This is a genomic window from Cryobacterium sp. Y57 (genome assembly GCF_002929505.1).
GTDB lineage: Bacteria > Actinomycetota > Actinomycetes > Actinomycetales > Microbacteriaceae > Cryobacterium.
Genome location: NZ_PJJL01000065.1, coordinates 1 through 13,523, shown reverse-complemented (window position 1 = coordinate 13,523; position 13,523 = coordinate 1). Strand labels below are relative to the sequence as shown.

Annotated in this window: 12 protein-coding genes; 9 read left to right on the top strand and 3 right to left on the bottom strand. The window is 65.7% G+C overall.

The features are described from left to right. Positions 1 to 312 precede the first annotated feature (312 nt). Positions 313 to 1,296, bottom strand: coding sequence for a type IV toxin-antitoxin system AbiEi family antitoxin domain-containing protein (locus tag CXY72_RS08235; protein ID WP_104127215.1), 984 nt, complete (start codon positions 1,294 to 1,296; stop codon positions 313 to 315). Positions 1,297 to 1,726: 430 nt separating this feature from the next. On the opposite strand from CXY72_RS08235, the gene argC reads away from it, so the two are divergent. The 7 genes from argC to argH all read left to right on the top strand — a co-directional run bounded on the left by argC (position 1,727) and on the right by argH (position 9,992). After that, positions 1,727 to 2,782 (top strand): N-acetyl-gamma-glutamyl-phosphate reductase, encoded by a 1,056-nt coding sequence (argC, locus tag CXY72_RS08230; protein ID WP_104127214.1) that lies wholly within the window; start codon positions 1,727 to 1,729, stop codon positions 2,780 to 2,782. After that, a complete protein-coding gene (argJ, locus tag CXY72_RS08225; protein WP_104127213.1) occupies positions 2,779 to 3,960 on the top strand; it encodes a bifunctional glutamate N-acetyltransferase/amino-acid acetyltransferase ArgJ in 1,182 nt (393 codons plus the stop codon). Before argC ends, argJ begins: the two co-directional genes overlap by 4 nt. Before the next feature lie 2 nt (positions 3,961 to 3,962). After that, positions 3,963 to 4,874, top strand: coding sequence for an acetylglutamate kinase (argB, locus tag CXY72_RS08220; protein WP_104127212.1), 912 nt, complete (start codon positions 3,963 to 3,965; stop codon positions 4,872 to 4,874). Continuing rightward, positions 4,871 to 6,052, top strand: a complete 1,182-nt coding sequence (locus CXY72_RS08215; RefSeq protein ID WP_104127211.1) for an acetylornithine transaminase — start codon at positions 4,871 to 4,873, stop codon at positions 6,050 to 6,052. The genes argB and CXY72_RS08215 overlap by 4 nt, the downstream gene beginning before the upstream one ends. 103 nt (positions 6,053 to 6,155) lie before the next feature. Then, a complete protein-coding gene (gene argF, locus CXY72_RS08210) occupies positions 6,156 to 7,175 on the top strand; it encodes an ornithine carbamoyltransferase (RefSeq protein WP_104127210.1) in 1,020 nt (339 codons plus the stop codon). A gap of 171 nt (positions 7,176 to 7,346) precedes the next feature. After that, positions 7,347 to 8,546, top strand: coding sequence for an argininosuccinate synthase (locus tag CXY72_RS08205; RefSeq protein ID WP_104127209.1), 1,200 nt, complete (start codon positions 7,347 to 7,349; stop codon positions 8,544 to 8,546). Positions 8,547 to 8,555: 9 nt separating this feature from the next. After that, complete coding sequence (argH, locus tag CXY72_RS08200) at positions 8,556 to 9,992, top strand: argininosuccinate lyase (RefSeq protein ID WP_104127208.1); 1,437 nt, start codon at positions 8,556 to 8,558, stop codon at positions 9,990 to 9,992. Between the two features lie 54 nt (positions 9,993 to 10,046). Here argH and CXY72_RS08195 read toward each other — a convergent pair whose 3' ends face one another. Both CXY72_RS08195 and CXY72_RS08190 read right to left on the bottom strand, forming a co-directional pair. After that, positions 10,047 to 10,646: a hypothetical protein gene (locus tag CXY72_RS08195; RefSeq protein ID WP_104127207.1), complete on the bottom strand. Its 600-nt coding sequence runs from the start codon at positions 10,644 to 10,646 to the stop codon at positions 10,047 to 10,049. Continuing rightward, positions 10,643 to 11,263 carry a DNA-binding protein gene (locus CXY72_RS08190; protein ID WP_104127206.1) on the bottom strand — a complete coding sequence of 207 codons (621 nt, stop codon included), beginning with the start codon at positions 11,261 to 11,263 and terminating at the stop codon, positions 10,643 to 10,645. Before CXY72_RS08190 ends, CXY72_RS08195 begins: the two co-directional genes overlap by 4 nt. 145 nt (positions 11,264 to 11,408) lie before the next feature. Between CXY72_RS08190 and tyrS the strand changes: the two genes are divergently transcribed. Together tyrS and CXY72_RS08180 are read left to right on the top strand one after the other, a co-directional pair. Continuing rightward, entirely contained in the window at positions 11,409 to 12,710 is a 1,302-nt protein-coding gene (gene tyrS / locus CXY72_RS08185) for a tyrosine--tRNA ligase (protein WP_370446237.1), read from the top strand. A 143-nt stretch (positions 12,711 to 12,853) separates the two neighbouring features. Further along, positions 12,854 to 13,393, top strand: a complete 540-nt coding sequence (locus CXY72_RS08180) for a GNAT family N-acetyltransferase (RefSeq protein WP_104127204.1) — start codon at positions 12,854 to 12,856, stop codon at positions 13,391 to 13,393. Positions 13,394 to 13,523: the final 130 nt, after the last annotated feature.

Here is a 13,523-nt window from a genome sequence, read left to right as displayed (position 1 = left end):
CCGCGACCAGCGGATGCCGGGGCTTGCGTGCCGCGACCAGCGGACGCTAGGGGCCCGCGGCATCCGCTGGCCAGGGAACTCATTCGGGACGCGGGCACTCGGTGCCCGGGGTGCCGCGAACTGTAACGAGTGCCGTGGGCTGTTTCCGTCAGGTGTCCGCGCGGGATCCGCTTGTGGTGGCACTCGTTGGGGACGCAGGCACTCCTTCCAACGGATGCTGCGAGTCCCGACGGCTGCTGCGAACTATAACGAGTGCTGCGAGTCCCGACGGGTGCGACGAGTCCCCACGTGCCACGAACGCAGGGTGCAGCGTCAGCGGGCGCGGGGAACACCCTTTTCGCAGAGGAACCGGTAGAACTCGACGTCATTGAGGGCCAGGTTCCAGCCCCAGCGGTTGAAACTGGTCACAAAGGGGCGCAGCGTGCTCTCCCGATCCTTCTCGGCCACGACCACCCCCACCACGTCCATCCCATTCATGACCGCCGCGCGGGTGTACTTGGTGTGCCCGTCAAACTCTCCGATCTTGCGCACACCCCGCCAGAAGTAGTCCACGAAGTACGAGCGGCCAGCGACGTCAAATCGCACCTGCAGTTCGGGAATCTGAAACTTCAGTTCCTCAAAGCGCACTCTGCTGAGCGACTCGCCGGCGTTGGCCGAGAGTTCGTCGGCAAACGTGATGGCGCGCTCGGCAGCCTGGCGCCCTGTCCGGGGGCGCACCGCGTCCAGTTCCGCAAAGAGCACCGCCTTCGTGATCGCCGGAACGCCCGGATTCCCCGCGCCGGGCACTACCCGCCTGCTCTCCTGATGGAGCACGTGGTCGATCATTGTCACTCCGGTGAGAAAACTGCACCCGGCAGCGATATCGACAAGAGTACGGGCGAGGCTGGTCACCGCGACACCGGCGATGAGTGTTGCCTTCGGCTCGGCGACGGCGCGATGCGTGGTGACGAGCCGGTGACTGCTGCCGCCATGGGCGTCGGGGACGAGGGCATGCACAGTGACGGGCCAGGCGCCAATCAGCGGCAGTCCATGCATGGCCGCGGCCGAATGGTGCGAAAGCACCAGTGATTGTTTGGCCGCGCCAGCAGTGGCACGCGCGAACAGGCGGTATTGCCCGTCGGGACCAACCGCCTGCCACTTCGCGCCGAGGGCGTACCAACCGCGTCGGAGACGCCGGAGTTCGCCCCGTCTCACCAGTATGTCCACGGCGTGCGCATTCATACCGGCCGCACGAAGGGCCTCAGCCGTGATGAGGCCGTCGCCGAGCGCATCCTGCGTTTCCAAGGCCTCCAACATTTCCCCACCCTGCCGCGGAACGGGAGCCGATCCTTGTTTGGCACAACATCTGTGGGGAACTCGGCACGAGCAGGCACTGTGCAGAGTGCGATGCTCCGACCGTCGTGGCACTCGTTTCGGATGCAGGCACTTGGTGGTAGGGGTGCCGCGAACTCCAACGCGTGCCGCGAGTCGCGTCTGGGGGCCGGGGCACGGCATCCGTCGTGGTGGCACTCGCTAGGGAAGCCGGCACCTCCCGTAAGGGGTGCCGTGAACCACTAGGGGTGCCGTGAATCACCAGGGGTGCCGTGAATCACCAGGGGTGCCGTGAACCACTAGGGGTGCCGTGAACCACGCCGAGGGCAGCGACGGCAAGCGGATGCCCGCCGCACGCGTGACGCCCCGCGCGAGCGCGGAGATCGGGCCGCCAGGGCCGCGCTAGGTTTAACACATGGTCTTTTCGGTGGCAGTGGCGGGTGCGAGCGGGTATGCGGGCGGCGAACTGCTGCGCCTGCTTTCCGGTCACCCCGAATTCGAGGTGCGCACAGTCACCGCCCACAGCAACGCCGGACAGCGCCTGGTCGATGTGCAGCCTCAGCTGCGTTCGCTCGCCCACCTGACCCTCGTCGACACCACCCCGGAAAATCTCAGCGGTCACGACGTCGTCTTCGTAGCCCTGCCGCACGGAAAGTCCGGTGAGCTGACGGCGCATCTGCCCAATGACACGCTCGTGGTGGACTGCGGCGCGGACCACCGCCTCGACAACCCCGACGACTGGGCGGCGTTTTACGGCGGTGACTACTTCGGTTCGTGGACCTATGGGGTGCCCGAACTGGTCACGGCCACCGGCAAACAGCGCGACAGAATTGTTGCAGCACGCCGCATCGCCGCGCCCGGCTGCAACGCCAGCACTGTCGCGCTCGCCCTGGCCCCCGGCATCCACGCGGGAGTGATCGAAGCGCAGGACCTCGTTGCCGTACTCGCCGTCGGCCCGAGTGGCGCCGGCAAGAGTCTCAAGTTGCCCAACCTCGCTGCCGAGATCCTAGGTTCGGCCAACCCTTATGCGGTCGGCGGCACTCATCGGCATATTCCCGAGATCGTTCAGGCGCTCCGCTGGGCCAAAAGCACCGCGTCGGCACGAGACGCGACGATCTCGTTCACGCCGGTGATCGTACCCATGTCGCGCGGTATCCTCGCCACGGCGACCGCCCGGCTGGTACCCGGCACGAGCGCTGCCGCCGTGCGCGCTGCCTGGGAGAGCGCCTACGCCGACGAACCGTTTGTGCACGTGCTACCTGCGGGACATTTTCCGCGCACGGCTGACGTTCTCGGCGCCAACACCGCTCTGATCGGACTGGCCGTCGACGAGGCAGCCGGCCGCGTCGTCACGATCACCGCCATCGACAATCTTGTCAAGGGCACCGCCGGCGCTGCCATCCAATCTGCCAACATTGCCCTCGGTCTGACCGAAACGCTCGGTCTGACCATGAATGGAGTTGCTCCGTGAGTGTCACCCATCCCGCCGGTTTCGCTGCTTCCGGCGTCTCGGCCGGCCTGAAAAAGTCCGGCGGGCTCGATCTCGCCCTCGTGCACAACCTCGGCCCGCTGCAGAACGCCGCCACCGTCTTCACGAGCAACCGCTGCCAGGCCAACCCCGTCATCTGGAGCACCCAGGTCATGAGCGACGGCCGCGTCAGCGCCATCGTGCTCAACTCCGGGGGCGCCAACTGCTATACCGGCAGCATCGGTTTCCAGACCACCCATGCCACCGCCGAAGCCGTCGCGACCCGCCTCGACATCTCCTCCGGCGACGTTTTGGTCTGCTCCACCGGCCTGATCGGTGAACAACTCGACCTCGACCTCGTCACCGCGGGAGTCTGGGATGCCACCCTCCATATCAAGATGGATGCCGCAACCACCCCAGCCGCCGGCCTCCTGGCCGCGCAGGCGATCATGACTACCGACACCCGTCCGAAGGAGGCCGCGCACACCTCTGCCGCCGGTTGGAGCATTGGCGCCATGGCCAAGGGCGCCGGCATGCTCGCTCCGGGCCTGGCCACGATGCTCGTAGTCATCACGACCGACGCCGTGCTCGACTCGGCCGACCTCGACACGGCGCTTCGCGCGGCGACCCGGGTCACCTTTGACCGCCTCGACTCCGACGGCTGCATGTCGACCAATGACACCGTGAGCCTGCTCTGTTCCGGGGCGAGCGGCGTCGCTGCCGACAAATCCGAATTCAACATCGCCCTCATCGAAATCTGCCGCGACCTCGTCTTGCAGTTACAGGGAGACGCCGAGGGCGCCGCGCACGACGTGGCGATCACCGTCACCAATGCGGTCTCCGACGACGAGGCAGTGACCGTGGCCCGTGCTGTCTCGCGCAGCAACCTGTTCAAGTCAGCCATCTTCGGCAACGACCCGAACTGGGGCCGTGTGCTTGCCGCCGTCGGAACGGTGCCGGTCGCCGCCGCCGCCTTCGAGCCGTACGGCATCGATGTCGCCATCAACGGCGTTCAGGTGTGTACCGCGGGCGAGCCCGACCAGCCGCGCGAGCTCGTCGACCTGTCGGGCCGCGGCGTGACTGTGCTCATCGACCTGCATGCCGGTAGTGCAACGGCCACCCTGTGGACCAACGACCTCACCCACGACTATGTCGAAGAGAACAGCGCGTACTCGAGCTGATCATGACCGAAACACCGAGAACTAACGCCGAGACCAGCCAGGCCGAAGCATCCGTTAAGGCGGCAACGCTGATCGAAGCGCTGCCGTGGCTCAAGCGCTTTCACGACCAGATCATCGTCGTGAAGTTCGGCGGCAACGCCATGGTGAGCGAAGAGCTGCAGCGCTCGTTCGCCGAAGACATGGTCTACCTGCGATACGCGGGCATCCGACCGGTCGTCGTACACGGCGGCGGCCCGCAGATCTCCGCCATGCTGGCGCGCCTCGGCATCGAGAGCGAGTTTCGTGGCGGCTACCGAGTGACCACGCCCGAAGCGATGGACGTGGTGCGCATGGTACTCACCGGCCAGATCAATCGCGACCTGGTCAGTCACATCAACCAGCACGGTCCCCTCGCCGCGGGACTCTCCGGTGAAGACGCCGGCCTGTTTCGTGGGCGCCGGCGCGGCGTGGTCATCGACGGCGAGGAGGTCGATCTCGGGCTCGTCGGCGATGTCATCGGCGTCGACCCCGAAGCAGTACTCGCCCAGCTGGCAGCTGGCCGCATACCGGTGGTCTCGTCGATCGCTCCCGATGCGGATGTTCCGGGCCAGTCCCTCAACGTCAACGCCGACGCTGCTGCTGCTGCACTCGCTATCGCGCTCGGCGCAGCCAAGCTCGTGATTCTCACCGACGTCGCCGGACTCTACCGCGATTGGCCCAACCGGGATTCGCTCGTGTCGATCATCGATGTGCCCGAATTACGCGGTTTGCTGCCCGACCTGGAATCGGGGATGATTCCCAAGATGACGGCCTGCCTCGATGCCGTCGACGGTGGCGTCGCCAAGGCTGCGATCATAGACGGGCGAGTGCCGCACTCGATCCTGCTCGAAATTTTCACTGGAAGCGGCATCGGCACGGAGGTAGTACCGGCATGACTGAAGATTCTTGGCAGGATCGGTTCGCCGATTCGATGATGCGCACGTTCAGCCCGCCACTGGCCATGCTTGTGCGCGGTGAGGGCTGCTATGTCTGGGACGAGAATGGCACGCAGTACCTCGACTTTCTCGCCGGCATCGCCGTGAATTCGCTCGGTCACGCACACCCTGCGGTCGTCGCTGCCGTCACCAAGCAGATCGGCACGATCAGCCACGTCTCCAACTATTTCGCCACGCCGCCGCAGATTGAACTGGCCGAACGCCTCAAACGCATCACCGGCGCCGGTGAAACGGGCCGCGTCTACTTCTGCAATTCCGGTGCCGAGGCCAACGAGGCAGCGTTCAAACTGGCCAGGCTCAACAACCAAGGACACCGCAGCCGCATCATCGCGCTGCACGATTCCTTCCACGGCCGCACCATGGGTGCGCTCGCCCTGTCGGGCAAGCCGAACATGCGCGAGGCGTTCGAGCCCGTGCCCGGTGGTGTCGAACACATTGACAGCACGATCAAGGCCCTCGAAGCCACCATCGACAACACTGTCGCCGCCCTGTTCCTCGAACCGGTCAAAGGTGAGGCGGGCGTCATCGACCTGCCGGAGGGGTACCTCAAGCGTGCCCGTGAGCTGTGCACCGAGCACGGCGTCCTCCTGATCCTCGACGAAATCCAGACCGGCATCGCCCGCACCGGCGCCTGGTTCGCCTACAACTACGCTGAAATACTGCCGGATGCCGTCACCATCGCCAAGGGGATGGGTGGCGGTGTCCCGATTGGCGCGCTCGTCACCTTCGGTTGGGCCTCCGAGCTGTTCCGTCGCGGCCAGCACGGCTCGACCTTCGCCGGCAACCCGCTCGTTACCGCGACCGCCAACGCCGTGCTCGGCGTGATTGAACGCGATGACCTGGCCGCCAACGCCGTTGTGCGGGGCCAGCAGCTGCGCGAGATCATTCTCGGCTTCCACTCGCCGCTGATCGATGAAGTGCGCGGGCGCGGCCTGCTACTCGGCGTCGGCCTGACCGAACCGGTCGCCTTGAAGCTCGGCGCGGCCGCGCTGGCCCAGGGCCTCATCGTCAACGCCGCCAACGAGACCAGCATTCGTATCGCCCCACCCCTGATCGTGGGGGACGCCGAACTGGCCGACTTCCAAGAACGGTTCGGGCGAGCACTGGCCAGCCTCTAGGCTGGACGAATCCCACTTTGCGCGGGTGTCGCACCGGCGCGGGACTACCAACCGGGAGGAGCGGCATCCGCTCACCCGCTACTTAACAACCGAAAGTGACACCGTGACCCGCCATTTCCTGCGCGACGACGACATCTCCCCGGCCGAACAGGCCGAGATTCTCGATCTGGCCCTGGAGCTGAAGCGAGACCGCTTCGCGGTGCGCCCGCTCGCTGGCCCGCAGACCGTCGCGGTCATTTTCGACAAGTCCTCCACGCGCACCCGGGTGTCTTTCGCGGTCGGCATCGCCGACCTCGGCGGCAGCCCCCTCATCATCAGCACCGCGAACAGTCAGCTCGGTGGCAAGGAGACCGCCTCCGACACGGCCCGCGTGCTCGAACGCCAGGTCGCCGCGATCGTCTGGCGCACCTACGGCCAGGCCGGACTCGAGGAAATGGCGCTCGGCACGACCGTGCCCGTCATCAACGCGCTCAGCGACGACTTTCACCCCTGCCAGCTGCTCGCCGACCTGCTCACCCTGCGCGAACACCGCGGCGACCTCGCCGGCCAGACCCTCGCCTTTCTCGGTGACGGTGCCTGCAACATGGGGCAGTCCTATCTACTCGCGGGAGCGACTGCCGGCATGCACGTGCGCATCGCGTCACCGGCCGGCTACACCCCGACTGACCAGGTGGTAGCGGATGCGACGGCCATCGCCGCCCGCACCGGCGGCTCGGTGGCCCGGTTCACCGACCCGCGCGAAGCCGTCATCGGCGTCGACGTGGTCATCACCGACACCTGGGTGTCGATGGGCAAGGAAGACGAGAAGGCCACCCGGCTCGGCGACCTCGGTCAGTACCGGGTCGACGCTTCGCTGATGGGCCTGGCGAAGCCGGGCGCCCACTTCATGCACTGCCTGCCGGCAGACCGCGGCTACGAGGTGACCGCCGATGTCATCGACGGGCCGCAGAGCATCATCTGGGACGAGGCCGAGAACCGCCTGCACGCCCAAAAANACCGCGGCTACGAGGTGACCGCCGATGTCATCGACGGGCCGCAGAGCATCATCTGGGACGAGGCCGAGAACCGCCTGCACGCCCAAAAAGCCCTGTTGGTCTGGCTGCTCGCGCAAAACGCGGCCTGACCGTCTGGCTCTCGCCTTCTGGACGGGGCCTGGGCCCGGGCCCGGGGCCCAGTTTATAAACTGGGCCCACGGACGGGGCCTGGGCCCGGGCCGCAGTGCAGGGAGGGCAGGCGGGCGGGCGACCGGAGCTCACAACGTAAACTTTAGACAGATCAAGATTTAGGGAGAAGCATGGCGGAACGCGTTGTACTCGCATACTCGGGCGGACTGGATACCTCGGTCGGCATCGGCTGGCTCAAGGATGCCACCGGTAAAGAGGTCGTAGCCCTCGCCGTCGACGTCGGTCAGGAGGGCGAAGACATGGACGTGATCCGTCAGCGCGCCCTCGACTGCGGCGCCGTCGAATCCATCGTCATCGACGCGAAAGACGAGTTCGCCAACGACTACATCGTGCCGACGCTCAAGGCGAACGCCCTGTATCAGAAGCGCTACCCGCTCGTTTCGGCCATCAGCCGGCCGCTGATCGCCAAGTACCTGGCCTCCACCGCCAAGGAGCTCGGTGCCGACAGCGTCGCCCACGGATGCACCGGCAAGGGCAACGACCAGGTTCGGTTCGAAGCGGCCGTCGCGGCCCTCGCCCCCGACCTGACCTCGCTCGCCCCGGTGCGAGACTTCGCCCTGACCCGCGACAAAGCCATCGAGTACGCCGCCAAGCACGACCTGCCCATCATGCAGTCCAAGAAGAGCCCGTACTCGGTGGACCAAAACGTCTGGGGTCGCGCCGTCGAGACCGGATTCCTCGAAGACCCGTGGAACGCGCCGATCGAAGATCTCTACACCTACACCCTGGACCCCTCGGTCACTCGCGCCCCCACCGAGGTTGTCATCTCCTTCGAGCAGGGGGTCCCCGTTGCCATTGACGGCAAGAAGGTCACCCCACTGCAGATGATCCAGTTGATGAACCGTCTCGCTGGCGACCAGGGGGTCGGCCGCATCGACATCGTCGAGGACCGCCTCGTCGGCATCAAGAGCCGTGAGATCTATGAGGCTCCGGCCGGCATCGCACTGATTGCTGCGCACGAAGAACTCGAGAACATGACCGTGGAACGTGACGTCGCCCGCTACAAGCGGGGCGTTGAGAGCAAGTGGGCTGAGCTCGTCTACGACGGTCTCTGGTTCTCGGGTTTGAAGAAGAGCCTCGACGTGTTCATCGAGGACACTCAGAAGCACGTGACGGGCGACATTCGCTTGAAGTTGCACGCCGGCACCGCCGTCGTCACCGGTCGCTCCAGCACGACGAGCCTGTACGACTTCAATCTCGCCACCTACGACACCGGCGACTCCTTCGACCAGTCCATGGCCAAGGGATTCATCGAGCTGTGGTCGTTGCCGAGCAAGATCGCGGCCCGCCGCGACGCGACCAGCAAGTAGGGCGCCCGCGTGTCGAGTGAGAACAACGCGAACCGCGCCGGAGCGGCGGGCGCCCTTTGGGGCGGCCGTTTCGCCGGGGGACCGTCGCCGGAACTGGCGCGGGTGAGCAAGTCCACCCAGTTCGACTGGATGCTGGCCGAATACGACCTGCAGGGCAGCCGCGCGCACGCACGGGCCCTGGCCGCCGCCGGGTATCTCACCGACACCGAACTCACCCAGATGGTCGGCGCGCTCGAAGAACTCGAGCGCGCCGTCATCGCCGGCGAATTTCTCCCCGCCGACGCCGACGAAGACGTGCACTCGGCGCTGGAGCGGGGCCTGATCGGTATCATCGGCGTCGAGATCGGGGGCAAGCTCCGCGCTGGCCGCAGCCGCAACGACCAGGTCGCAACGCTCGTGCGCATGTGGCTGCGCGACCACGCCGCCATCCTCGCCTCGCTCGTCATCGAACTCATTGATGGCCTTGCCGCTCAGGCCGAAGCGCACGAAAGCGCCATCATGCCCGGCCGCACCCATCTGCAGCACGCCCAACCGGTGCTGCTCGCGCACCACCTGCTGGCGCACTGCTGGCCGCTCGTGCGTGACCTGGACCGCTTCGCGGACTGGGGCCGGCGAGCGGATGCGTCCCCCTACGGTTCCGGCGCCCTCGCCGGAAACACCCTCGGTCTCGACGCGCATCTCGTCGCCGCCGACCTCGGCTTCGCCGCCGTGGTCGAGAACTCCATCGACGGCACCGCGAGCCGCGACCTGGTCGCTGAATTCGCCTACATCACCGCCCAAATCGGCATCGACATGTCGCGGCTGGCCGAGGAGATCATTCTCTGGAACACCCGCGAATTCGGTTTCGTCACCCTCGACGACGCCTACTCGACCGGCTCGTCGATCATGCCGCAGAAGAAGAATCCCGACATCGCCGAGCTCGCTCGCGGCAAGTCCGGCCGCATGATCGGCAACCTCACCGGGCTGCTCACCACCCTCAAGGGTCTGCCGCTCGCCTACAACCGCGATCTGCAGGAAGACAAGGAACCGGTTCTCGACTCGATCAACACCCTCGAAGTGCTGCTGCCCGCTTTCACCGGCATGGTCGCCACCCTCACTTTTCACACCGAACGCATGGCCGAGCTCGCTCCGCAGGGTTTTTCCCTCGCCACGGATGTCGCGGAGTGGCTGGTCAAACGCCATGTGTCGTTCCGTGACGCGCACGAAATCACCGGTTCTTTGGTGAAGTTCGCTGAGATCAACGGACTCGACCTGCACGAAGTCGACGACGAGGCGTTGCTCTTGATCTCGCCGCACCTCGTTCCCCAGGTGCGCGAAGTGCTCACCATCCGCGGATCGGTCGAGAGTCGCGATGGCGCCGGCGGCACCGCTCCGGTGCGCGTCGCCGAACAGCGTGCCCACCTCGTGGCCCGCGTACGCGACCTGACGGCCGTCCTGAGCCGGTAACGCAGACCGTATCGGCGGCGCGAACCTGTGACGGTGAAGAGCTAAACCGGCACGCTAGGCGAGCGCCATCGGCACGAGGGCGGCGCACGCGCACGCCCAGGTGAGGCTTGACAGGGTGCCGATGATGAACCGCTCGCGCGATTCGGCCGCGGCCAGCTCCGTGAAGCGGCCCACGCCCTTGATGGCGACGACCACGGCGATCGCTTCGGGAAAACCGGCCAGGATCGCGCCGGCCACGGCGAGGCGTTCCAGGATGCCGATGGTCACCCCGCCGCGCAGCACCTCGTGCGTCTCGGGGTCGCTGACCCCCGCCATGGTCGGGGCTGGTTTGCCGGCGTTCAGCACCATGATTCCGCCGTGCTGGCCCGGCGGTACCGAGTTGTTGGTGGCGAGATCGAGCGCCAGCACAGCGATCGGGCCGCCCCCGATCACGGCGAGGGCAAGGGCGAGCATGCCGATCACGATTCCGAAGGCGGTCGGGCCGGTGCCAACGGGCACCGCTGCGAGCACGAGGGCAACGACGAGACCGGCCATGGCCCAGATCGCGAAGAGCTGCCGGTGCAGTTTGAAGGCGATCGCGGCGCAGGTGAGCGACGCGAGCGTGACCAGGAGCAGGACGACCCAATAGAGAAATATAAGGACGGTGAAGGTCATGCGGAATTATCCGTTTCATTCGGGCGATGATCGAGCTGCTCCAGCAGTTTAACCAACGCCGGCCGCGCCGCCTGCTCAACCCGGTACTGCGCCGCTTTGAGCCGTTGGCTTACGGCACCGGTCGTGATTTTGAGCTCGGCAGCGATATCGGTTTGGGCCAGGCCGCGTTCGAACAGGTCGCCGGCCTGCCAGCCTTGGCGGGTTCGACGTTGACGCAGCAGCAGGATCATGGTGAAGAGCGCCTCGATGCCGGGAGAGTCGGCATGCGTCGGATCGACCTCGAGAGCAAAGTGTGCTTCGGTTCTCTTCGCGCGCAGCACGGCGTCGCGGGCCGCGATGAAGGCGCCGCCGGTGGCCTGTCTGGTCGATGCGGGTAGGGGAGCACGCACGGTCCCGACACCGAGCCCGACACTCCAATGGCCGGAACGATGCAGGGCGAGAATCGCGTCGAGCGTGGGCCGGGCCGTCGATAGGAGTAACTGAATCTCATCGCCGGCGGTTTGGTCGGGCGGCAGGCCGAACGCGTCGGGGTTCTGTGCCACGAGCTGTGCGATCATCTCGCGCGCGCGATCGTGATCGTTCCGGCTGCCGATCTGGTCGGCGGTGACGACAAACATGGTCTGAGGCTCCGTCCTGCATTCAGTCTAGTTTAGTCCACAGGCTAAATCTAGTCGACTATAGTCTCTAACCTAAATTACTGCGGCGAAAGAACGGATGCTGCGGGTACTTCGGAGAGCTGGCCCGGGTGATAATCTAAAGCGCGTGTCAGACCCCACCATTCTCGCCCAGCAGACCAATGATTCCTCCTTCGACTCGGTGTGGGAGGAGATCAACTGGCGCGGCCTCGTTCACGTCTCCACCGACGCGACCGAGCTGAAGGCTCTGCTCGATGGTGACCCGATCACGTACTACTGCGGATTCGACCCGACCGCGGCGAGCCTGCACCTCGGCAACCTGGTGCAGTTACTGCTGATGCGGCGCCTACAACTGGCGGGACACCGCCCGCTGGGCCTGGTCGGAGGCTCGACCGGCCTCATCGGCGACCCGCGCCCCACAGCCGAGCGCACGCTCACCCCCACCGACACCGTCGCAGAATGGGTCGGTTACCTGCAGGCACAGGTGTCGCGGTTTCTCAGTTCGGAGGGCGACAACGCCGTCACGCTCGTGAACAACCTGGACTGGACCGCGCCATTGAGCGCCATCGATTTCTTACGCGAAATCGGCAAGTACTACCGTGTGGGCACCATGCTCAAGAAAGATGCCGTCAGCGCGCGTCTCAATTCCGACGCGGGAATCAGCTACACCGAGTTCAGCTATCAGATACTCCAGGGCCTGGATTACCTCGAGCTGTTCCGCAGCTACGGCTGTGTGCTGCAAACCGGTGGCAGCGACCAGTGGGGCAACCTCACCAGCGGAACCGACCTCATCCGTCGCGCCGAAAGCGGCACGGTGCACGCCATCGGCACCCCGCTCATCACCAACAGCGACGGAACCAAGTTCGGCAAGAGCGAGGGAAATGCCGTGTGGCTCGACCCGAACCTCACCAGCCCCTACGCGTTCTACCAGTTCTGGCTCAACACCGACGATGCCGACGTGATCTTTCGGCTCAAGGTCTTCACATTCCTCTCCCGAGCCGAAATCGAGCGATTCGCCGAGCTCGTCGAAACCGAACCGTTCCGGCGTGAAGCGCAGCGTCGGCTCGCCCTCGACGTGACCAGCCTCGTGCATGGGCACGCGGCAACGGATGCTGCCATCCATGCCGCTGAGGCGCTATTCGGCCAGGGCGACCTCGCCGAACTGGATCCCGATACCCTCGAGGCCGCCCTGCGCGAACTTCCACACACCACGACGTCGCCGCACACCACGGTGCTGCAACTGCTCGTCGACACCGAACTCTCGAAGAGCATCGGTGACGCCCGACGGGCCGTGCAACAGGGTGGGGTGTACCTGAACAATGAGAAGGTTACCAGTGTCGACCTGACCGTTGAAGGATCGGTGCTTCCCGGGGGAGTAGCGGTTTTACGTCGCGGCAAGAAAACACTCGCGGGCGTTTTCGTCGAGTAGTGCGTTCTCAGCGGCGCAGTCAGCCGCTGCCGGCTCGGTTCTAACGCGCAGCCCCCACGAATACCCCTCCCGGAGGTGTACTAGACGTTGTCCAGGGCGGGTCGTTTGCGCAGGGCGTCAGGTGAGGATGGCAAGATGTCGTCGTGGAAACTCTTCGAACCGAACGCCTGCTGCTGCGCCCCTGGACTCTGGATGACACCGACTTTGTTTTCGGGCTCTACTCGCTATGGTCTGTGCAACAGCACATAGGGTTGCATCCGCGCGTCATGTCCTCGCGCGCCGAGGCGATCGCCGTCATCACGCGCTGGCAGGGCATGGAACATCCCATTCATGCCATCAGGGCGGTAACGGATGCTGACACTGGCGAGATCTTCGGCAACCTGCTGCTCAAGTCCATCCCGGCATCGAGCGTCGCGACACCGCTCGAGCCATCGGGGGACACCGAGATCGGCTGGCACTTTCACCCGAACGCGTGGCGCCACGGCTACGCGACCGAAGCGGCAGCGGCTGTACTGGCTGAAGGCTGGAAAACCGGACTTGACCGGGTGGTTGCCGTCACGACTCCGAGTAATCGCCCCTCGCAGCGCGTCTGCCTACGCATCGGCATGACGCACAACGGCAGAACCGACCAGTACTACAACTCCGTGAGCGAACTCTTCGTGGCCGTCGCCCCCGAGTCATAACCAGCTCTCTCAGAGACCAGGCGCGGCCGGCGCGGGCCGGCTTCTGGTCAGGGGAGCGGATGTTGGTGGTGCGACACGCCCGGGTGGGGGGCGTTTTGACGGGTGGGTGGTGGGACCGTAATGTATCTAT